Source organism: Vibrio sp. MMG023 (assembly GCF_021654215.1).
Classification (GTDB): Bacteria; Pseudomonadota; Gammaproteobacteria; order Enterobacterales; family Vibrionaceae; genus Vibrio; species Vibrio jasicida.
On the sequence record NZ_JAKFZP010000012.1, the window covers coordinates 63,960 to 86,699 of the forward strand.

General features: G+C 43.3%; 12 protein-coding genes. 4 read left to right on the forward strand and 8 right to left on the reverse strand.

Annotated elements, in window-relative coordinates:
* Positions 1-214 precede the first annotated feature (214 nt).
* Positions 215-577 carry a hypothetical protein gene (locus tag L1076_RS24845; protein ID WP_045407565.1) on the forward strand — a complete coding sequence of 121 codons (363 nt, stop codon included), beginning with the start codon at positions 215-217 and terminating at the stop codon, positions 575-577.
* Positions 578-633: 56 nt separating this feature from the next.
* Here L1076_RS24845 and L1076_RS24850 read toward each other — a convergent pair whose 3' ends face one another.
* The 4 genes from L1076_RS24850 to L1076_RS24865 form a co-directional block, all read right to left on the reverse strand.
* The gene (locus L1076_RS24850) at positions 634-2,502 is read right to left on the reverse strand and encodes a M48 family metallopeptidase (protein ID WP_237304681.1); all 1,869 of its coding nucleotides are present in this window, start codon (positions 2,500-2,502) and stop codon (positions 634-636) included.
* Complete coding sequence (locus L1076_RS24855; protein ID WP_198593965.1) at positions 2,502-3,092, reverse strand: LemA family protein; 591 nt, start codon at positions 3,090-3,092, stop codon at positions 2,502-2,504. Before L1076_RS24855 ends, L1076_RS24850 begins: the two co-directional genes overlap by 1 nt.
* 226 nt (positions 3,093-3,318) lie before the next feature.
* Entirely contained in the window at positions 3,319-4,686 is a 1,368-nt protein-coding gene (gene dcuC, locus L1076_RS24860) for an anaerobic C4-dicarboxylate transporter DcuC (RefSeq protein WP_042602435.1), read from the reverse strand.
* Positions 4,687-5,061: 375 nt separating this feature from the next.
* On the reverse strand, positions 5,062-6,186 hold the full coding sequence (locus L1076_RS24865; protein ID WP_038878823.1) for a fatty acid desaturase: 1,125 nt from the start codon (positions 6,184-6,186) through the stop codon (positions 5,062-5,064).
* A gap of 297 nt (positions 6,187-6,483) precedes the next feature.
* On the opposite strand from L1076_RS24865, the gene L1076_RS24870 reads away from it, so the two are divergent.
* Positions 6,484-7,032, forward strand: a complete 549-nt coding sequence (locus tag L1076_RS24870; RefSeq protein WP_038867865.1) for a GNAT family N-acetyltransferase — start codon at positions 6,484-6,486, stop codon at positions 7,030-7,032.
* A gap of 75 nt (positions 7,033-7,107) precedes the next feature.
* Here the strand turns inward: L1076_RS24870 and L1076_RS24875 are convergent, their stop codons facing one another.
* Positions 7,108-7,725: an HAD family phosphatase gene (locus L1076_RS24875; protein WP_039977003.1), complete on the reverse strand. Its 618-nt coding sequence runs from the start codon at positions 7,723-7,725 to the stop codon at positions 7,108-7,110.
* A gap of 309 nt (positions 7,726-8,034) precedes the next feature.
* On the opposite strand from L1076_RS24875, the gene L1076_RS24880 reads away from it, so the two are divergent.
* A complete protein-coding gene (locus L1076_RS24880) occupies positions 8,035-10,080 on the forward strand; it encodes a hybrid sensor histidine kinase/response regulator (RefSeq protein ID WP_237304682.1) in 2,046 nt (681 codons plus the stop codon).
* 99 nt (positions 10,081-10,179) lie between these two features.
* Here the strand turns inward: L1076_RS24880 and cqsA are convergent, their stop codons facing one another.
* The 3 genes from cqsA to L1076_RS24895 form a co-directional block, all read right to left on the reverse strand.
* Positions 10,180-11,481 carry an alpha-hydroxyketone-type quorum-sensing autoinducer synthase gene (gene cqsA / locus L1076_RS24885; RefSeq protein ID WP_275424176.1) on the reverse strand — a complete coding sequence of 434 codons (1,302 nt, stop codon included), beginning with the start codon at positions 11,479-11,481 and terminating at the stop codon, positions 10,180-10,182.
* A gap of 297 nt (positions 11,482-11,778) precedes the next feature.
* A complete protein-coding gene (ylqF, locus tag L1076_RS24890; RefSeq protein ID WP_038867858.1) occupies positions 11,779-12,723 on the reverse strand; it encodes a ribosome biogenesis GTPase YlqF in 945 nt (314 codons plus the stop codon).
* Between the two features lie 320 nt (positions 12,724-13,043).
* On the reverse strand, positions 13,044-14,009 hold the full coding sequence (locus tag L1076_RS24895; RefSeq protein WP_237304684.1) for a peptidoglycan DD-metalloendopeptidase family protein: 966 nt from the start codon (positions 14,007-14,009) through the stop codon (positions 13,044-13,046).
* Positions 14,010-14,300: 291 nt separating this feature from the next.
* Here L1076_RS24895 and L1076_RS24900 point away from each other — a divergent pair.
* The coding region (locus L1076_RS24900; protein WP_237304685.1) for a tandem large repeat at positions 14,301-22,740 on the forward strand (8,440 nt) is incomplete at its 3' end.

Genomic DNA, 22,740 nt, shown 5'->3' on the forward strand with positions numbered 1-22,740 from the left:
CAAAATAGAGACTGTTTTCTGTAAGTGCAGGAACTAAAGGGTTTATAAATTAGAGAATGTTAACTGCTTGTAATAACTTAATTCGGAAGGATGCAGTGAACATAAATTGAACAAAAATTGTGCTTGTAATTGCCAAATAGATAAGCAAAATAGGGCGCAAAATGAGTTTTCATTAATGAAAGGATGCTTTTCTCTACTCGTAGTGAGGTGACTTATGAAATTGTTCCTATTACTTATGGCTTCTGTTTCTGCAGGTGTCGCATCAGCAGATCACATCCATTCATTCATGCTAGGTCTTTCTATTGCATCGCTTGCAGTAGGTAGCTGCTACTTCTTCGCATTCCGTAGTTCGCGTTTCCCACAGCTTGCTTTGTTCTTACTGATCTGTGGCATGTTATCTAAATTGACGATTACCGTAGTTGGTGTAATGTGGGGGATGTCAGCTGAGTTGATTACTTCTCCAATCGTGTTTGCTTTGTCTTACTTGTTCTTCTCATTAGCGGTAACCTACTTGTGGTTCAGCTATCGTCAAAGCATCACTAAGATTCCAGAGCGCTTTAAAGTCGCGACAGCGTAAAACCGTTTACGAATATAAAACGCCAGCATTCATTGCTGGCGTTTTACTTTGTGCAGTTAAAGCGTCACAGTCAGTGGCGGTTCTGGCACTTCTAAGAAGCATGCTATCACTCGATACAATTCGCCTTCTGCGACGGTAATCTTGCCGTCAGACTCAATAGCCAAACGACACGCCTTAACAAACTGGCGTCGTTGAAGTGGCTTAAGTTGCAGCAACAACTCCAGTGCTGCGCGACTTAAGCGCCAGTCGTTATTTGGTTCTATTAGCGTGGTTTCTGCAAACCCTAGCGATTTGAGCGAAGCGTTGAATGCTCGCTGCGCGCCTTCGTGCTCTGAATGGGTGACCCATGCCAATTCACGTAGTAACCAGTGAACGCTTTCTTTGAGCTGCTTAAAGGTTTTGTTCTGGCGAGTAGAACCAAATGGCGCAATAAGCTGCTTTTCTAACAAGTTAATGACGCACCATTCACCTAGTGAGTAATGATTATCGGTTTGAGACAATTCACGCAACACTTGGCAAAGTCTACTTTTCTGACCTTCACTTATCGATTTAAGCGCAGGGAGAGCGAGCTCTAGTAGAGGAAGCCTCAAATGTAGGGGCAAATCGTAATCCAGCCACGGTAACAGCTTTGCGTGCGAGACCATTGGAATATGACCTTTAATCATCTCACGTTGCACATCACTACCATCAAAGATCAGAAGCAATGCAATAAAGCGCGAACTGTAGGGTTCACGCGCAATGTCTACCAAGCCTTGGGGCAATTGGCTGATAAGCAGTTTACCCGTTTCACTTAGCTCTGAAGAAGTTTGTGTTTCAACTTGAGTTTCAAGGTGCGTATAACCAAAGTCGGCATCGGACGAAAACCCACTGACTTGTTCATTTCCAAACGCTGAAGCGTGGTTCTGACTTCTGTGTAAAAAGCTGCCGTCCCAGTTAGGTTCGATGCGACGGATTCGCTCTTCCAGAGGTGGGTGAGTAGCGAAGAAGCCGGTGAAGCCAGACAAACTGCTTTGCCCAAACATCATGTGGCTCATTTGGCTGCTCGCTTGTGCATTTAAGCTAGATCCAGATGCGTGACCGCCAATCTTCTTTAGAGCACCTGAAATGCCTTGGTCATTACGAGTAAACTGAACCGCACTCGCGTCCGCTAAGAACTCACGTTGTCGTGAGATAGCTGCTTTGATCATTGATCCAAATAAAGTACCAACCCAACCAAGCACTAAACATACAATCGCGACCAACATGATGACAGCAAAGCCTTTATCAGAATCGGAGGAGCTTCTTGAGACGCGACTGGTGTGGTGTGTGTTGTCTAACACCAGATGACCGAAATGGGCAATGCAAGTGATGCCGAAGAGTACCCCGATTAAACGTGTGTTCAGGCGCATGTCACCGTTTAAGATGTGGCTAAACTCATGAGCAATCACGCCTTGTAATTCATCACGTGTGAAGGTGTCTAGTGCGCCTTGTGTGACACCGATTACAGCATCATCAATACTCATGCCAGCGGCAAACGCGTTGATGCCTCGTTCTTCCTGCATCACATAAACAGGAGGAACGGGAATCCCTGACGCGATCGCCATTTCTTCTACCACGTTAAGAAGTCGCCTGTGTTTGGCGTCTGTTGTGTTGGAGGAAATCAGCTTGCCACCGATGCTTTCTGCAACGCCTCGGCCACCGTTTGAAGATAAGTCAGATAGGCGAATCATCGAACTTATTGCTACGATCAACACGACACCCGCAAAGCACAATAAGACGTAGCTAATGGCTGTGTTTTGATCAAATGGCTCACCCGTCACCCCATAGTAAATACCAATCGATAGGACACTGACCAAACCTGTAATGACAAATACCGCTAAGGAAAACAGAAACACCAAAAGCCCGGTACGTTGACGTGCGGTATCTTGATGGTCAAAGAAATCCATTAGAACTCAACCTTTGGCGCTTCTTGGATTGCTTCGCTGTCTGCAAACTCAAGCAGCTTACCGTCTTGGAAGCCAAACATATTGGCAAACAGAACGGGTGGAAAAGTTTGCTTGTAGGTGTTGTAGCTGGTCACTGCATCGTTAAACGCTTGGCGAGCAAAAGCGACTTTATTCTCTGTGCTGGTCAGCTCTTCTTGCAGTTGGCTCATGGTTTCGTTGGCTTTCAGTTCTGGGTACGCTTCTACAACCACATTTAACTTGCCTAGTGCATTTTGTAACATGCCTTCTGCTTGTGCTAATTGGCTAATGGCTGCGTCGCTGTCTGGTGCGTTACTGGCTGCTTTCAAACCGGATATTGCTTGGTTTCGAGCTTGAATCACTCGCTCAAACGTTTCTTTCTCATGCTCCATGTAGCCCTTTGCTGTACTAACAAGGTTTGGGATCAGGTCGTAGCGACGTTTTAACTGAACCTCAATTTGAGCAAAGCTGTTTTTAAAGCGGTTACGTAGCGTCACTAGCTTGTTGTAAATGCTGACCGCAAACACCGCGATAAGCAAAAGGATGACGATAAAAACAATAAGTGAAGTCATAGTAAGTTCCATTTTTTGAATGTATTGGAACGTTATATAAGTAGCTGAGATATTAAGCAAATTAGTCTGGCTTATAATGTGCTGTGTTTTGTAAATAAGAGACACATTGCGTATTCAATAGGGAGTATCAGAGGGAGGAAAAGTGTTGACGAGGTGTGTTGAATCGATGCTAAAAGGCTCGACATAGAAGCCGAGCCTTTGTAAATCGCTATTATACGGTCGGTGCTTATGCCGTCATTGGTACAAGAACCATCGTACCGATGATAACCGTAAGCAGACCAGCTAGAACTGGTACTGATGTACGTTTCACCACTTCGAATGGGCTGATGTTTGCCATACCAGAAGTCGCAACGATTACACCAGATACTGGCGAGATAGTACGACCTAAGTTAGATGCTTGTAGCATTGGGATGATTAGGAACGCAGGGTTAAGACCCATCTTCGCAGCCAGTGAAGGAGCAAGCTCTACGAACGCGTAGAATGGAGCGTTACCAGAACCCGTCGCAATCGCAGCGGCAACAGTTAGACCCGTTAGGATAAGCATGAGCGCAATGCCGCCCGCACCCGCGTTGTCTGCAAGGTGTAGTAGGTTATCGATAGCGCCAATAGACATTAGACCTTGTGCGAATACGCCCGCCGCAACCAACAGCATGACTACACCTTTGAACGCGTCTGCCATACCGGCATAGCATGAATCGAGATCTTCAAGTGACTTCTTACCGTCGAACTTGTTCACCACATAGTGAATCACTGCACCCAAGAAGATAGAACCTACCACGATAGTGTAGATGTCTAGAGTCAGTCCAGGAATCGTACGACCGTTGAATAGGAATACACCGATGATTGGAAGGAAAGGAAGAACTGCGTAGAACGCTGGCGCATCAGCTTTGATTTCTGATACGTCAATTTTTTCCATTGGTGTGTTGTCTTTCTTATCTAGGTATTTATTCCAGAAGAAAGCTGCTGCAGCCATTACGATGATTGCACAAATAGACACAGGCAGTACAGTTTGAACCGCGAACACGTCAAGCGCTAGGCCTGATTTTTCTGCCGCGATGACCACGTCACCAGAAGTTGGTGAAAGGATGATTGCCGCAGGTGAAGCACATACTGCAACCGCTGCTGGGCGAGAGATACCCATAGCCGTCATCATCGGGAACAGGGTTGCCATCAACAAAACGCCTAGGCCAGTTGCTGAACTCACTGCAAGAGACATCAAACATGCCACGATGTAAGCCGCTACCAAAAGGACGTATGGAGACTTGATAACAGAAAGCGGTTTAGAGAACTGTTTTACTACTACATTGTTTGCGCCGATGTGGGTCATGTAAGACGCAAAGCCACAAAGTAGCATGATTTGCATACCTAGGCCGCCACCACGGTATTGAAGCATGTATTTTACGTACTCTAGTGAGTCCGTCACCATATTACCCGTTGAGGTTATTTTTGATGGCAGAACGTCATGGCCAAGCAGACCTGTCATAAGAAGCAAACTGATACCTGCGGTTAATAACACGCCAGCGGCTTTGTAGCCTTTGACAATGAAATAACCCACAGCAATGGTCACTGCCAAGCCAATTAAGAGCTCTAACATAGGGTTGTCTCCAGATATTATGAAAAAAAGAAAGAAACTGTTTCAGTTTATGACAAGGAATTTACAGAATTCTTTCTTGTGGCACGAGACTAAATTAGAGCTAGCATGATCTAAAACAAATAATAGATTAATAAATAATTGCGCTGGATTATATTGTTTAAATTACGTTTTGTAGGTGTTATGCACTGGTTTTATTGATTTTAAAGAACGGAAAATATGAACGATTTGTCGAATAAAAATCGTACGAAATGATTAAAAAATAGGAAAAGCGATAGTTCGAGCTAGATCACGTTAAAGGGGCTTGATTGAACAAAAAAGCTCCGAATGAACGGAGCTTTTGTTTTGACGTCTTTATATTGAAGCGCGAGTTACACGTTATGCGTAGCGTCGCACTAAGAGGTTCCAACTGCGTTGTTGACGTTCAAATTCTTCCTTAATTTGTTCGTATTTCAGCTTTGATACGGAACGTTCGTACTTTTTCACTACCGTTGCTGTTTTCTCACCAAGCACTTCTTTTCGCGCTTCATAATATTCTTGCATGTGGTGTACAAGTGCATCGAATTCCTGCTGAAGTTGGTCTCGAATCGATTGGCTATTCGGTTTCGTTTCTAACTTTTCTTTTGCCTTTTTCAGCAACTGAGTTGCGCGCGCTTTTTCGATACGGAAAGTCGATGTCGTACGAAGTTTGGTTGTTAACCCCAGCCAAGAGCATGATTTTATCAACCATTTCGTTGGGTCGTAATGCCACCAGTACACACCATTTCGGTAATCGTTCTCAAAGATATGGTGGAAATTATGGTATCCCTCACCAAAGGTAAAGAAAGCCAAAATACCGTTATCACGAGCCGTGTTTTTGTCTGTGAAGGTTTGCTTACCCCAAACGTGCGCCAATGAGTTAATAAAGAAGGTAGTGTGATGGCTTAGGAAGAGGCGAGCTGCTCCAACGATTAAAAACATTCCCAATACATCGCCGTATATCAAACCCAATGCGAGAGGAAAGCCAATATTGGTCAGAATTGCGAGTGGAACATAATATTTATGCTGCCACACGACGACCTTATCGCGTTTCAAATCACGACAGTTGGTGTACTCGTTTTCTTTCGATTTATTATAGTCGCGTAACATCCAACCAATATGCGAATACCAAAATCCGCGTTTCGCTGAATATGGGTCTTTGTCATTGTCATCTACATGTTTGTGGTGAACACGATGATCAGAAGACCAATGCATTGCACTGTTTTGAAGAGAGAAAGCACCACCGATGGCAAAGATGAATCGTAAAACTGGGTGAGCTTCATAGGTTTTGTGGCTCCACAGACGGTGATAACCCGCGGTAATGGAGAGATTGGTAAAACTAAAGGCGATGATACCCCAGATCAGATGTTCCCAACCTAATCCGTAGTGGTATGCATACCAAGGCAATACAACAAAAGTCAGAATAAAACTGGCAGAAAATATCAATAGATTCAACCAGATAATGGGCGGTTTATTATGCGTCACGATGTGTCCCTAACTTTGAGCTAACAACTGTTCGCTAGAATATCAGCGTACACGTGTAAGTCAAACTAAAGTTAGACGACTTTGTATCGAGTTGTGACTGCTCTATCGCTGCACAATGTTTATGATTTATCGCGCTTATTGGTGGGATATTTTGCTTTTAAACGAATAATGAGTAGTATTAATCAATGAGCTATGGCGTTAGATTTGTAAAATCTGCCAATAATAAGACCGGAATGAGGTGGAAAATGCCAAAGCTCGATAGAGAAGCAAAGAAATGTAAGAAAATAGGAATACGTAATGGAATTACGATTAGCGGAATATAAGGATTATGAACGCATCGCGCAGTTACACGTGGACAGTTGGAAGCGACATTACCGTGGCATTCTGAGTGACGGCTATTTGGATAGCGAAGCGAGTGACGACAAATTACTGATTTGGCAAACGCGTCTGACAAACCCTCCATTTAACCAACACATCGTATTAGCAGAAGAGGGTGGTCTTCTTCTTGGTTTTGTTTGTGTGTTCGGTAATCATGACTTTGAACGTGGCAGCTTCATTGAAGCGCTACATGTTGATGGTGGTTATCAAGGGCGTGGGATCGGTAAACAGCTTTTACTTGCGGTTGCGGAGTGGCACCAACAATATTTCAAAGATAGTGGTTTATATCTTGAGGTAGTTTCACAAAATGAACCCGCGGTAGAATTTTATCAGCATATCGGTGGGCAAGAGTGTCAAGAGCGCAGTTGGAAAGCGCCTAGTGGAAATGAGGTCATGGAAAAAGTATTCCGTTGGTCCAGTGCTCAATCCTTAGTGAGCGGGATTGAAGAAAACGTAATTTATTCTTAGACATTACTCACGTATCAAACATGAACGAGCAGCGAATTCGCTGCTCTTTTTTATGGCTGACAGGAAAGCAGAAGATTAGAATATTAATCCAAGCTGTTTCAAGGCAGTTTCGCATTGTTGAGCATTTTCAAACTGAATTGCAGCCATACCAACCGCTTTTGCCCCCTCTACGTTATAAGGCATATCATCAAGAAACACCGTTTCTGAAGCAACAAGTTGGTGAGCCTCAAGAAGGTTCTGATAGATTTCTGGTTGAGGTTTCAATAACCCCAATTCGGCAGAAACCGTCGTGCCATCGAACAGCGGCCAGAATTGATACGTTGATTTGAGATACTCAACAATTTCTACCACGTTGTCGGTTAACGCATAGACGCCATAACCCGCAGCTTTTAAACGTTTCAGTAAATCGACACTGCCGTAAATCAGCAATTGTGTTTGTTTTACATAATAAAAGAGTCGTTCACAATCTGTTGCTGAAAGTTGCTTCTCTTGTTGATAACGCTGTTTGGCTTGCGACTCGCTAATCAGGCCTTTATTTAAGTCCGTCCAAATTGAGCTTGTGAACAGATCTTTGACGAGCCATTCCACATCGGCATCATTGCCAAAAGTGAGTCTAACAATTTCGATTGGCGACCATCTAACGAGTACATTTCCAACATCGAATACGACATTTTTGATTGCTATTGGTTGCATAGGCTTCCTTGTTTGATAAGTTGAGCCGGTGAGAGCGTGTTCTCTCTAGAAATTGATGTTGCACGGCTTTCCTGCATGAGACATTGCGCGAGTTCGCGTTTTTGTTTATTTAATATTCGAATTTGCTTAATTATTAATTTTGTGAATATAACGAGCTGAATTTAAAGTAGAGCGTCGCGAAATATTTGATTGAAGTCTCACTGCTTATGCTCCTTAAGTAATATATAATTGAAGGGCAAATAGAATGAAAACAAAGCAAACCATAAAATTAGTCAACAACGTTAAGGCTTAGTTAATAAAGTATTCAATATGGACGCGATTCGCAAAGTTTATCAGTACGCAGAACCAAACCTAACGCTAGTAGGATGGATGGGCTTTGTTGGATTCCCAATCTATTACGTAGTGTGGGAGTTTATGTTCCCGCAACCCTATGAAAATCTACCGCTACGTTTACTGTGTTCCGTTTTGTTCTTCGGCATCATTGCTCGTAATCGTATGCCTTTTCAATGGCGCCGATATTTACCTGCTTACTACCAAGTTGCGGTCACACTTTGTTTACCTTGCTTCTTTTTCTACATGTTGTTGATGAATAATTGGTCCAACGTGTGGGTCATGTCCTTTATGTCGGCGATATTTCTGCATATTTTGTTGGTACATATTACGCGAGTAATGTTTGCTCAAACATTTGCCGGGATTGGGCTAGCGACGTTTTTTGCTTGGGTTGCTCAAGGTTTCCATTTAGAACTCACGATGGATTGGACTCACGTGCCAATCTTTTTGTTTATTTACCTGTTTGGCAACTTGTTTTACTTCCGTAATCAGGTCGAGCACGAAGCAAAGGTTTCTTTGGCTAAGTCTTTTGGGGCTGGTATCGCCCATGAAATGCGCAACCCTCTTAGCGGCTTACTAACGTCGATTGATGTTATTCAATCCGTGCTGCCCAACCCTAAACAGGGGAGGAAAGAACAATATGTTTTAAGTGATGAAGATGTGACACTGTTACGGGAAGTGAGCGATGACGCAATGAACATCATTCACTCTGGAAACGAGACGATTGATTTGTTGCTTACCTCGATTGATGAAAATCGTGTCTCTCGCTCAACATTCAAGAAACACTCGGCACAAAGTGTCGTGGAGAGTGCTATCGAGAGCTTCAGCTATAAACGTTCGACAGACCGTTTTGCTATCTCTTTGGATGTAAGAAGTGAATTTGATTTCTTAGGTAGTGATACGTTGTTGAAGTATGTGATGTACAACCTATTCAAGAATGCCTTTCATCATCGCAGTTCCGAAGATTTTCATATTCACGTCACCATGTACAGTGATGAGGTCGTGAACCAAATTGTTGTTACGGATAACGGTTCAGGTATTCCGAGCGAGGTGATTCGCAGCATCTTTAGAGATTTTTACACGACCGGTAAATCAGGTAATTATGGATTAGGATTGCCATTTTGTAAGAAGGTGATGCGTTCATTCGGCGGCGACATCAAGTGCCAATCAGAAGTTGGTGAATGGTCTCAGTTCACCATGACGTTTCCACTGATTACCTCAAACTCGGTTAAAGAAATTAAAAATGAGCTGACCAAGCTGAAGACCGTTTTAATGGTTACGGAACAAAATATATTGGTTGCAAAAGTTACTGATATTGCGCGCTTTATGGGGTTTGAATTGACCGTTTTGGATATTGCGTCAGCCCTCAAGAAGAAAGAATATGAGTTCGAGTTTGACCTTATTTTTGTTGATATGGAAAGCTTGGATTCTAGAGGAAGTCACCTCGATAAAATTGAGTCTTTGCTATCGTTCACAGAAGCTCGTATCGTCTATTTGTTTGAGCACCATCCAATAGAACGAGTTCGTAATGTGAGTTTTGACGCGATTTGGGTCGAAACTCAAGCGTGGCTCTTGAACACCAAAGCCACTATTGACCGTTTGCTCTATGATGCGAGCTATGTTGTCACAGCACTGCCAGTGCGCCCTTTAGACGCGACAAATAAGCGCACGATAATGGTAGTTGATGACAATGAATCTTTACGAAAATTCACCGCAATGTTGTTAGAAAAGCAAGGTTTTGATGTTATTCAAAAAGAAGATGGACAACAGGCTTTAGATGCGTTGGATACCGATAGCATCGACCTTATCTTGATGGACATTGAGATGCCAGTAATGGATGGCGTAGAGGCGTCAAGACGTATTCGTGGGGCAAATAAAGCGTATTCGGCTGTACCTATTATTGCACATACTGGTGATAGTTCTCCGGTAACATTAGATAAGATTGGTTCTTCTGGGATGTCTGATTTTATTGTTAAGCCCGCAGATAAGAACCGACTCTTCGATAAGATTGCAAACTGGATCTAACTGAAATCAATAACGAGTAGAGCTCAGCAACACGCTGAGCTCTTTTATTTTAGCGGCAATATACAAGCTTCCATTCAAAAGGGCCGTTGTCTTTTCTTATTATACGAACACTAATTCTGGATGGTTAAACGCCTCCTGGCATACCGTAAGCACGTGGTCGATGTCTCGTGGTGTCATATCGGCGTTGATCGAGAAACGTATGATGTTTTTGTTCTTTCCTGTTGCAGGGCGACAGAATACTGCGCCAAAAACATCACGGTCTTCGAGAAAGTCACGCACACGTTCAGTATTTCGTTCGCTACCGCACTCTAAGGCAACAATTTGAGATTCGCTCCGAATATTAAACCCAATCTGTTTTAATCCAGTTCTGAGCTCTTTGGCGCGCTGAAAAAGGTCTTTACGTTTATGATCGGACCCTTTAATGACGTCCAACGTTTTCTCCAAGCGAATCACTTCTTGAGGCAATACCGTCGAGCTAAAAATCGCTGGATAAGCAACAAAAGGAAGTGTTTTCGCGAGTTTTTCTGGGCCGAGAATCGCTCCTGCTCGATAAGCAAAGGTTTTTGCCAGACTGACAGTAATGAAATCGACTTTATCAGTGAGTTCCAGCGCTTTTACCAAGCCAGAGCCGTTAGGCCCGTGTGTTCCTAATGAGTGGGATTCATCCACCACTAAAGCACAATCAAACTCACGCGCCATTTCGTAGATGTCGTGGAGTGGGGCGATCGTACCAATCGTGCTATAGACCGAATCTACCACGATTACGCCTGAGCCATGACGCTGGATCTGCTTACGCAAGTGGCTCATGTTGTTGTGCATGAATGGATGCGCTTGCGCTCCTGCTGCCCGAATACCTTCCCACAATGACATATGCGCAAAGAAGTCGATATAGACCGGTGTTTCAGGCGGACAAATGGTCTGCAGCAAACCAATGTTAGCAGCCCATCCCGATTGGGAAAGTAAACAACTGCCCATTCCAACATAGTCGGCTAACAATGCTTCGAAAGCAGGCTTGGAGGACTCGTCTTGTAAGAAGATTGCTGACATCACCACGTTATCGTCGTGTTCAACGATCGCATCCCGATGTGCTTTCTGGATTTGTTCGTTATGAGACAACGCTAGGTAGTCATTACTTTGCATGATTACCGCGTTACTTTTTGGACGTTTACCAAGAACCAAGTGCTTTTGGTTCTCGTTTTGTTCAATCAAATCTTGAAGGTAAAAATCCAGGCGTTCCTCAACAAAAGAAGGAAGTGGTTTCGTTTTCGATTTATCACTCATAATAAGTTCTCTTCGTAATACAGAAAAACGCCAGCGCTGACAGCTATATAGTTTGACGAATATGAATGAACTGTCATTAGTCAAGTTGCATAACTTTGCGTGTCCTTGCAAACTCGGCATTTAAGGGTTGGGTGAGGTTTGTAACTCCTTACCATTCGGGGGTCTAACTAAGATCGTGCTTGAAAAATAACCGTTAGTTTACGTAATAAAAATTAATGATTTTGTTTGATATTTCCTACAAAACTTAACGAAGAAAGCAAATTACAAAGAGAAAAAAGGGAGGGCTTTTAGAGGTCTTAGTTCCACAAAATGTGAGAACGAATGTCTGACTTTTACGAAAAGAAGAATATATTTTTGATGCAAAAAAGGCGCGATAAATACGCGCCTTCAAAATGATGAGTATTGAACAAGTGTTGGTTAGCGTTTGTTACGAAGGTAACGCTTGCGACGCTCTTCTTTACGCTTGGCTTTTTCTTCTTCTTTACGCGCGGTTTCGATTTCTACTTCGATTAGCTCTTGAGTGATCATTTCTGGAAGCTCTAGAGTGATTTGACCTAGAGTGCCTTGACGCAGCTCGTGAAGAAGGATTTCAGATACTTTGTGAAGGTCTACACGTCCACCCGCACGTAAAGCACCGCGACGACGCCCGATCTCTTCCATTATTTCGATATCAGATTCAGGAAGCTCTTCAATTTGGTAGCGCTCTTTTAGTCGTTCAGGGTAATGAGCGGCCAAGTATTCAACGGTATAGAAGGCGACTTCATCATATTCCATTGCCGTGTCTTTTACTGCGCCAGTTGCTGCCAGACGGAAACCACTGTGTGGGTTTTCTACTTTTGGCCACAGGATCCCCGGAGTGTCAGAAAGAACGATACCATTTTGAAGGTTAATACGTTGCTGACGACGTGTAACCGCCGGTTGGTTGCCTGTTACTGCGATAGTTCGACCCGCCAAAGCATTGATAATGGTCGACTTCCCAACGTTGGGGATACCCATGATCATGGTGCGGATGTTTTTGCCGATTTCTTCGCGATGTGGAGCAAGCTTACGTACTAACTCCATAATTTTTTGGACTTCGGGCTGTTGAGAGGTAGTAATGGCAATCGCTTTTACGTTGTGTTCTTTCTCGAAATGGTCAATCCAAACTTGGGTTAACTCTGGATCCGCGAGATCACGTTTGTTCAGTACTTTTACTACTGGCTTATCTCCCTTGAGCTCCGCGATCATAGGGTTTTCACTACTAAAAGGGATACGAGCATCAAGCACTTCAATAATGACATCTATTTGAGGGATTGCTTCTGCAATCTCTTTTTGGGCTTTATGCATGTGGCCCGGAAACCACTGGATAGAGTTGTTAACCATCTGAAAAATCGCCTTATTGTTTCATGGTTATGCTGGTGGGTTATTCGTCTTATTTACATCACGTATGAAGATGTTAAGGGAGTGGGGCTAATTATCACCACTCGTTACCACTACAGCGAGCATGTGATGATCTTAACACTTTATTGGGGGAGCGGAAATGTTAGAGCAAGAGTGACCGGAAGATATTTAACGACTTAAGCACTGCTGGCGCTCCGATTTGGTCACTTTCGAATCGAAGCTCACAGACAGTGACGAGATTTTAGGTATTCACTAGCCAAGTTCTGTGTTGCGATGAACTGAAAAAAGAAACCAAAACGATATTAAGAGGCGTATTTATGTAACTCTTTAATGAGCTCTACACGCTCTTTTCTTGCCGCCAACATCATTTGCATGTTTACGGGGGGAGCAGGGTTGGTTCTGATTCGACGTGCATAATCAACAGGAACACCATCAACGATCAGCTCTAAATGCAGGTGTGGACCGGTTGTTCTTCCCGTATTACCTGTTCGGCCAATGGTTTGTCCTTTAGTGACATTGTCACCCACACGAACGTCGCTACTAGATAGATGTAGATAACGAGACATTGAGCCGTTGGTGTGACGAATATTAACGTAGTTGCCCGCAAAGCGGTTATACCGTGATTTAACAACAACACCGTCCGCAATACTCTGTATCGGTGTACCAATTGGGACTGCGTAATCGGTGCCCAAGTGTGGGGCAATCAATCCAGTGACTGGGTGTTTTCGTTTTAAATTGAAACCAGAGCTAACTTTGTGCTTTTTTGCTAGTGGAAATGAGTAATATGGCTTTCGAATGAGCTTATTGCCATATTCATCGTATGCGTTGTTTTTGCCATCACTAATAACGAAAAAGTCTCTTTTACTACCGGAATAGTAAAAAGAACTGATGTATTTTTCGTTATACCTATTAGTTCGGGTTTTTATTGAAAATTTATCGCCTTTTCGAACGGAGCCAATAATGTCAAATTCGTTTTCAATTAATTTCAGTAGTGATTTTATTTCTTTTTTAGATAATCCAGCGTTTATCAGAGATGTTACAAACGAGTAATCAATGCGGCCCGTTTTAATGGTCGTGCGACGAAAGTTGGTTTTGTATATTTGGCGAATGTTGCTGTGAATTACTACTTTAGGAACAATGGCTTGAATCTCATTCGTGGGGGAGAGTAATTGATGGGTAACTGACACACCCGTAACGATCGCGAGCGCAATGATAACAAGGGGTAGAGCAAAGTTTTGCGCATGTTGTCTTAATATTAAACTTGTCATTAAAATAAAACTGTGCTTAGGGCCGAAAAATTGAGGGGAGTATAATATTTAAAATAAAATCTTACACGCCGTTATAGCCAATTCCTGTTTTTTTACTAATTAAATAACGATAGATGTGAAGTAGCGCTGCTAAAGAGGTTTAAAACTACCTATTTTCTTAGCGTTTATGTTTGATTTAATGGTTATTTTGTCACGTTGAGAAAATTCCAGACAATAATATAATCTCGGCAAAATAGACTCTGCCAAATTACTATGTTCACTAAAAATACACTAAAACCAACGTTAGGTCTCATGGCTGCTTCACTTTTATTGAGTGCATGTGGTGGTGGGGATGGTGGTGATAACACCCCGCCAGCTAGGAATACAGGAAGCATCTCAGGTAACGTTTTTGACGCTCCAGTCAACGGTGCCAAGATCGAGGTGTTTGAATACAAGGATGGAAAAGTCGGCAGATTGCTTGCGGGTACGACTTCTGATGCCTTTGGTGATTACAAGCTTGAATTCGAATCCTCTTCGATGCCTTTGTATGTCGTCGCGCAGCAAGGTAGCTACACCGATCCTCTCACAAAAGAAATTGTGTCATCGAGCGCGGGCAAGACTTTGCGCTTAGAAGGGGTAGTGAATTTTAGTGAAGGTAGCGATCAGAAATTAATGCTCACACCACTGACTAATATCGTTTCTGGTTTAGCTAAGTATAAGATTTCTGGCGGCGAATCTGGCTCAGATGCGGTCTCTGAAGCCTTAGATAGTATCAATGGGATGTACGGGTTCAATGTCAATGAAACCACTCCGATTGACATAACGAAAGGTGGTCAAAGTAGCTTTGCCACTCCTGGTCACCAATACGGGGCTTTGCTAACAGCATACTCTTCATTTTCTTATGACCTTATTAAAAAATACGATCAGTCAGAAGATAACGTCTATACCTCAATGCATTTTGCTGATATTCAATTTCGTGATGTCATCGCTGATGGTCTTCTAGACGGCTTAGAAATCAGTGACTCGACAGGTGCAGTGACGCCGCTTACGTTTGGTCAGCAGAGAATTACTAGCGACGTTTACACTCAAGACCTTTCTCAACACGTTTTGATTGTAGTGAACGACCCAGAGCTTAATATCTCAGGGACGGATGCTGATGATTACGTTGCTTTTAGTCAAAAAATTAATGACTTGGGAAGTCATGGTACGACCGATGGTGTTATTCCACCACGCGATGAAACCGAAATCGATACAACACCACCAACCGTAACGCGCACCGATAGTGATGTATTAGCAAGAACAGATAGCGTAGATATCAGACTTAATGACGATATCGGTGTTCAATCTGTTTCTGCTTATGTGGAATACCAATTACATGGTGCTTGGTCAGGCGAATTCAAATGTAACGACCAACAGACTTCTGGCAGTGAGTTTTGTTCGGTAGACGCAAGCGAATTTGAAGTTGGTGTTCGTGAAGCAAACATCAAAGTAAGTGTCGATACAAAAGCTATTGATGCCGTTGAGGTTGACTCAGAAACCGACCTTTCTAACGTGACTGCTGCTCGTTTGGTGTTTTACACGGCAGATGTTTTAGGCAATGAACTTGTTCCTGGTAGCAATTCAGGTCATTACGTTAATTTTGAGTGGGATAATGATGCACCTGTCATTTCTGTTACTTCGGCAAGCGCTATTAACAACGTAGTTAAAGAGTACGTATTAAAAGGTATAGTAAAAGAAGCGTCTCAAGACATTAAATCTGTCAGCGTATCTTTTAAGAGTGGGCTACCGAAAGATGTGTCTTGTTCTCCTGTGACCGCAGAGTCGGGCAGCGCTTGTGAGTTTAACGAACCGTATTCGACAGACGATTTCTTATCTACGACTACGTTCGATATCAAGGCGACCGATACCAAAGAAAACGTCGGTGAGTACCAGCATGCAGTAAGCCGTGACGATCAAGCGCCTGCTCAGATCATTACATACCCTGAAGGGGCATCGATGAACTACGTCAATGTGACCGTCGATGGAGAAAGGTCTACGTACGAAGGGGTTTACACGCAAGATACTTATACATCAGACAATGTTCAGTCGAGTAGAGACTACTTGAAGATCGATTATGTCTATGCTGCTTCTGGCTTAAAATCAATTGATGGCGTTGATTTCGCCGATTTTCACGTCAACGTATTGAAAGAGAATAAGATCCCTTACGTACGAGTTCGAGTTTCTGATGTGAACTCCGATACGGTTTTAGGCTCAAGTGCTGACAAACTTAAACTAGTCGTGAAGTACTACGTAAGCCAAAACAATGACAACAACTACGCATTTCAAAACACAACACAAACCTTGGCCTCGACGGACACTATCACCGCGAGTATCCCTCACGAAACTATTTTAGATAGCGAAGGCAGAGTCGATGAAGTTATTTACTACGTCCCTTTCGTAAAAGAGGTACTTGGTGATGGTTTTAAAAACGTTTCAGAAAACGCCAGTCAGAAACTGGTGATTCAAACTATCGACGAATCCGACAACGAAAGTGCGACTCAAGAAGTTTATTTCCGAAGTAGTTTTGACCTACCTACGATGACGGTTGTGACTCCTTTCATTGGGGCACGTGTGCAATTAGAAGGTTTGGACCCAAATGGCGAATTTACCTCTCTAGCAAGTTGTACCACCATTCAGCAACCAGAAAGTGATCAAACTACCGCGCTTGATGTGGCTTCGTGTGAAGCCACGACGGACGTTGTCAATTATGAATTCATGCGAGTACGTTTAATTGGTGTAGAAGGGACGGACCCTCACTACTATCAATGGAAAGACGATGCAGGCGCTAAAGCGAGCGTTAATCTAAATAATGCCAATATCGGCGCATATTTTGAACTTGACGGTTCGAATACGTATTACGTGACCGAGCTTGCCACTTACCAGACAGGTTTGTTTGATTATCGTTGGAATCAGGTAGAAGCCGGTGACAAAACATCAGAACGCGCCTCGCAAATTCTTACGGAAGTGAAATACGCGCTAGCTGGCGGTAATGATTCATTCTTTGGATTCGATCCAACCGTAACGGCTTACGCTACAAACGAGATGCTGAAGGAGCCAATTCCTAGCGATCTATCTAACGACTACCTGCATCGTTTTCTTGTTGAAGCAATTGATGACTTAGCTCAGGACACACCTCGTAATAACTCTTCTGATTTCGCTTCCGCTATTTATGACGATCTTAGCTACGATGGTAAAGCAAACGGTATTGGTGATGGTGGGAACCAAATCCAACTAGATGGTTATGTATTTAAATCTGATACCTACCGCAAAGATCTTGCTCAGTCCTACTACAACATCATGACTGAAAAATACGGTATCCCAGATAATATTGCTCAGCTTTATGCCGATGATATTTCTACGGCTAATCCTAAACTTAGCGAAGACAATATCTTTGATAGTGGTGGCGGCAGTATTGATATTTACCCTCCGAAACAAACGTTAACAATCGAGACTGGCCGCGAAACAATGGTTGGCGACAAGCTTTATGTCGCGGGTGAAGTGGTATCTAGAGTAGTGTTAGAAGATCCATCTGGGGTTGTAGAGGAAGGTGACCAAGCCCCGAAATTCCAAAGCATGTGGTATGCCATGGGTGACCCTAATACTGCTATTCCATTGGAACTTAAACCACAAGAATCTGGCGATAGTAACAAATTTAGAAAAGAGTACTTCTTTACCTTAAATACAGAATCAGCAGATCTCACCGATATCATCGAGTTTGCACTGGAGACAGCGGTATTCGATACCAAAGGTAATGGATATACTGAGGCCGAGCCTCTTGTAGAGCGTTTGTATGTGGACAATGACTATCCCGATGCGAGTTACATCCCTCCTATAGGTCCAGATAAAAACCCTATAGGGGAAGATGTTTATCTGAGTATTAAAAATAACATCCACGATCTAACTTTTGAGTTGGAGGATGTGGTTGATGACAAACTCGAGAAACGTAGCTTACTTTTCTATAAGACATCTGGCGAAAGATACCCAGTTTCATATGAGCAGTTTTATACTAACCAAAGCGATCGGTTTGTCGTACGCCTATGCGGTCAGGAAGATTGCTCGACTCAAGGAACAACAATTAACCCAGGAGATGGTGACTGGTTAGCGGTAGTTAGTGCCGAAGATAACTTGGGGAACGCGGTATCAGATGCCGACAATGGGGCCCCAAGGTTTCGTATTTATATCGACTCTGAGTCACCGGTTGTTAATGATGTGGAAATTACAGAGCGATTGGGTGGCAACGATGTTTGGACTCCGGTGATCGATTGGGGTGATCTTAGTCAAGGTAGCAATGTAAAAGTCGAACTAAGGAAAGGCTCAGGTCAATCCCAAACGTTAGAAGCTTGCGATCCTGAAACAAGCGTTTGTGATCAACCATACCTCATTGGCGAGCAGCCGGATGTTAAAGTTCAATTGGTTGCTGAAGCCTTTAATTACGATTCCAAAAATGAATTTTATGTAACGGCAACGGATAAAGCCTATCCAGCAAACGAGAGTAGGAAGGGGACGTTCAGCTTTCAAGTTGATAATAAGGGACCAGTAATTCTACTTTCTACCCCTTGGATTGAAGACGCTTTGAATAAAGAAAACACCGTAGTAGGACGTGAGTTCAATGTGCTTTTTGAATCTGTGACAGATGATTCCGGTATTGAAGAAGTATCCTTGTTCCAGGTAGATAACCCTACAGTGTTAAAAACGTTTAAGCCTGAGAACCCAAGTCAAAAGTTCGAAATGCCACTTGTGGAAGATGAGACTAAGAATATTGACCTGAATGAAGGAAATCGCATCCGTCTCTATGTTAAAGCAAAAGATGTTCATGGTTTTGAAAGTCAATCGAATACAAATAGTGTAGTTTTTGATAATCAAGGCCCAGAATTTAGCTTGATGGGGTACGATGTTAATAGTTATTACAATAGTGATTATATTTTTGAACTGAGAGCTACAGACTTAGGCCCGAATGGCAACGATTCTCCTGAAGGAGTAGATCGAGAAAGTCTAGAGTATTGGATATTTGATGGTGAACTAGCTCCGGGAACTCCGGGGACGAAAATAGTCAATGCCGACGCTCTTAAAATTCCTTTAGGTGGGCAAAGTGATGGTGAGCATACAATTAGAGTTAAAGGTTCAGATACTCGTGGCAACTCATCGACAAGCGACTTTTTAGTTAACGTGAGCAGTAAGCTTCCCCAATGGGATCTTACGATTGCTTACGCAGATAGTGGTGAACCAATTGACCGAGTTGTATATAACGAAGGTGACATCAAGCTGACGTTAAAAGTAACCGATGTGAGTGGTGTTAAAGAAATTAAATCTACTTATAAATACTCGGGTGAAAGTAAAGCGACAGACTTTCCATTTTCTAAAGTCGACGGTTCAGAGGACACTTGGGAAGCGACGTTAACCCAGTCTGACCTAAGTCTTGATGGGAACTATGCGTTAAGTATTAGTATTGAAAATAATGTCCAACATAACGGTACTCCACTAGTTAGCAACATTAACCGTACGTTAAGCGTCCAGCGTAATGGTGTAGCTATTGATATTGATGAGCCTAAAGATTTTCAGAACTATGTGTCTGACGGGGTATTAGACGTCAAATTCGTAACTAAAAGTGAAGTAAAAGCAAAAAGCATAGAGTGTTGGGTTCGTCAGGAACACAATGGTGACGATGCCCCCCCTAGTGGAGAAAAGCCTACTTCTGGCGTGAAGAATATTTCTTTGGGACAAGAGCCTAGTTGTAGCGTTGACTCGGAAAATGATTCGTATTCACCTGCTGTTTTGATTGTCCAAACTACGGGCACGAATGGGGCCAAAGCAGTGCGGAAGTTTGACTTTAAAATGATGGATGCAGAGGCTCCAAAGACAGTTTCACCTGAAACGGATCAATACGTATTTCAGGGTTATGAGGTGACCTATTTAAAAGATGACCCAACCAATACAAAGTATCTAGCGTTCGACCTTACATTTAAAGATGAGTTGTCAGGAGTAAATATTACCGACAACGCGGATTACCCAACGTTAATTAGAATGACTGGAGCTATTCCGTTTAGCGCTGAGAGTTGTGTTTTGAATGCCAATGGTGAAGCTGTTTGCCGTTACAAAGAAAAGTATGCCGATATTATTCAAAAGACGGCGGTTACGCATGCCTACAAAATTTCCAACATTACTGATAATGCAGGCAACTTAGCAGCAGAGCATGAGTTTGAATTCATATTACCAACTGAAAAGCCGGTAGTTGAAATTACAAGCCCTCAAGAAGGGGAGCTACTAAATGGTAAAACTCTCGATGTAGATTTTAGAGTTAAGCTTGCCGAATACTCGGATATAGAAAACGTCAGTGTTACCTTTGGTGGAGAGTTCTATGACTTAAAAAATAATGCTGACAACTTCAGAGATTTCACAACCTGTGCTGATGATGACAAGTATCGCTGTTCAACATTTTCTAGTGAACAATTGGAAAGCTCTCTAGAAAACAAGGCATTAACTGTAAATGTGACTGTCACAGATGTTTGGGATAACCGTGGAAGTAAAGCCGTTAAAGATATTAGATTCGATAATACTGCTCCTGTCATTGGAGATGTGATCACGGTTACTGAGCAACCAGATGACAAAGTTAGGTTCACTTTTGTCGAGATGAAAGATGACGTCAGTGGTTTAGCTAAGGTTAAGTACACTGTGCGAGCGCTTGGCTTTGAAGAAGAAAAAACGGAAAACATGACTTATTTCGAGCTATCCAAAGATCAGCTCTTAGGTCGTGATCAAATAACGGTTGAGGTAATCGCGACTGATGCGGTAGATAACCAGAGTAGTGAAAACAAGACTATCGATCTGACTGCGCCGACTATTAGTCTCTCATTTAATGATATGGCTAGCTTGCTGGGAGGCAAGCTAGCATTCACTAAAGAGAGTCAATCGTTCACGATTACGTCTACAGAGGGGGAGCATGTCAAGGCAACTCATTATTTCATTGATATGGTTCCAACTACCGGAGACCCGCTTAACTTCAACGGCAATATTGTGTCGTCAAGCGCGACTGGTACCATGGATTTTGCAATTGATGACCAAGCTGAATACATATACAAAGTGACAGTCACTGACTCAATGGGACGTGCTATTAAAGACTTTACGCTTTTTAATAACACTTATAATGCCGAGGGTATCGCATCAGTTGTTGATTATGAAGACCCTGAAGTGTCGATTGTCGATACCACGCAGGATGACAAAGCGACAGATGATGGCAAATATCAGTTGGATGTAACTGCTCAGGTAACAGACAAAAACTTAAGTTCAGTAGCATCAACAGCTGACAACGGCTCAGGTCTAGCAGTAGGGCCACAGTCAATCACGGAGCCTACCAACGATGGCGACCCTTATGTGTTTCACTACTTATTATCGCCAGGAAATTACACGATAAAAGTAATCGCGACTGATGCTGTCGGCAATCAAAAGGATGGACAGACAACTTACGAAGTGGTGGCAGCGACAGTCCCTGAGCTAACAATATCGACGACTGCAAGCACACCTTTGGCTGGTGGCGTCGAAGTCCCGCTTACGTTTACGTTTACTGAAGAAGTCACAGAATTTGATATTTCAGACGTAAAGTTAGATGAGAATAATGGCGGTGAGTTAAAACCTTTATCTTGGAGTACCACTGACAACATAACTTGGACAGTCAGATACATAACACCAGAAAGAGAAAATATAGACATAACCATACGGGTCGATGATGGAAGCTATAAGAGCATCAACAATATCCCCGGAAAAGGGGATAGTTTGATTCTGGGGGTAGAAGGTGTGTTACCTACGCTTACTAAAGTAACGTTTGATCCACTGCATCAAGAAATTGGAAAGGCAGTAGACGTTAAGCTTGAGTTTGACAAAGAGTTACAAGAAGCAACGGCAACATTAGGTGCGAACAATGTTACTTCGCTAACGGCTGATCCTGCTGATAAGAAAGTTTGGACCGGAACCGTTAATGTCCCAGACGTACCAGAACTCGGTGTTGGCTTAGTGGTGAGTCAATATAAAGACCTAGTAGGTAATGTGGGTGAGGATAATACGTCATATACATTGCCAATCACGCCAATCTTGGCGATCACGCCAGTGGGTAATGTGGATGGCAGTAATGCGGCCTCATTGCAGATTGCGGGGACGTCAACACGCTTTGATGGCCAAACGGTGAACGTAGAAATCAAAGCGCAAGGCATTGAAACGCCTATCGTGAGCAGCAATGCCACGGTGCAAAGCGGCGGGGCTTGGACGAGCAACGCGATGGACATCAGTGGTGAGACAAATGGCACCTACAACGTGGTGGTGACGGGGACCAACGCATCCAATGTCGAGGTCACAGAAACGAGCACCTTAACGCTATCGCAGGCATTGCCAACCTTAACCAGTGCGACCTTCAATCCAACGCACCAGTTGGAAGGGCAAAATGTCGCGGTCACACTGGAGTTTGATAAAGCGCTGCAAGCAGCGAGTGCAGAGCTGGGTGGTTCCGCCTTCACACTGACCAAGACAGCGGATGCGAAAGTCTGGACTGGTGACGTTGTCGTGCCCGTCACGTCAGAGCTGACCGTAGGCTTGGTGGTGAAAGACTATCAAGATTTGTCAGGTAACACAGGCGCAGATGACAGCAGCCACTCAATGCCAATCACGCCAATCTTGGCGATCACGCCAGTAGGCAATGTGGATGGTAGCAATGCGGCCTCATTGCAGA

Bases quoted from the DNA above. Each gene is read 5' to 3' on its own strand.
- L1076_RS24845 (WP_045407565.1), top strand. From the start codon at position 215: ATGAAATTGTTCCTATTACTTATGGCTTCTGTTTCTGCAGGTGTCGCA.
- L1076_RS24850 (WP_237304681.1), bottom strand. From the start codon at position 2,502: ATGGATTTCTTTGACCATCAAGATACCGCACGTCAACGTACCGGGCTT.
- L1076_RS24855 (WP_198593965.1), bottom strand. From the start codon at position 3,092: ATGACTTCACTTATTGTTTTTATCGTCATCCTTTTGCTTATCGCGGTG.
- dcuC (WP_042602435.1), bottom strand. From the start codon at position 4,686: ATGTTAGAGCTCTTAATTGGCTTGGCAGTGACCATTGCTGTGGGTTAT.
- L1076_RS24870 (WP_038867865.1), top strand. From the start codon at position 6,484: ATGGAATTACGATTAGCGGAATATAAGGATTATGAACGCATCGCGCAG.
- L1076_RS24875 (WP_039977003.1), bottom strand. From the start codon at position 7,725: ATGCAACCAATAGCAATCAAAAATGTCGTATTCGATGTTGGAAATGTA.
- L1076_RS24880 (WP_237304682.1), top strand. From the start codon at position 8,035: ATGGACGCGATTCGCAAAGTTTATCAGTACGCAGAACCAAACCTAACG.
- cqsA (WP_275424176.1), bottom strand. From the start codon at position 11,481: ATGCCGAGTTTGCAAGGACACGCAAAGTTATGCAACTTGACTAATGAC.
- ylqF (WP_038867858.1), bottom strand. From the start codon at position 12,723: ATGGTTAACAACTCTATCCAGTGGTTTCCGGGCCACATGCATAAAGCC.
- L1076_RS24895 (WP_237304684.1), bottom strand. From the start codon at position 14,009: ATGACAAGTTTAATATTAAGACAACATGCGCAAAACTTTGCTCTACCC.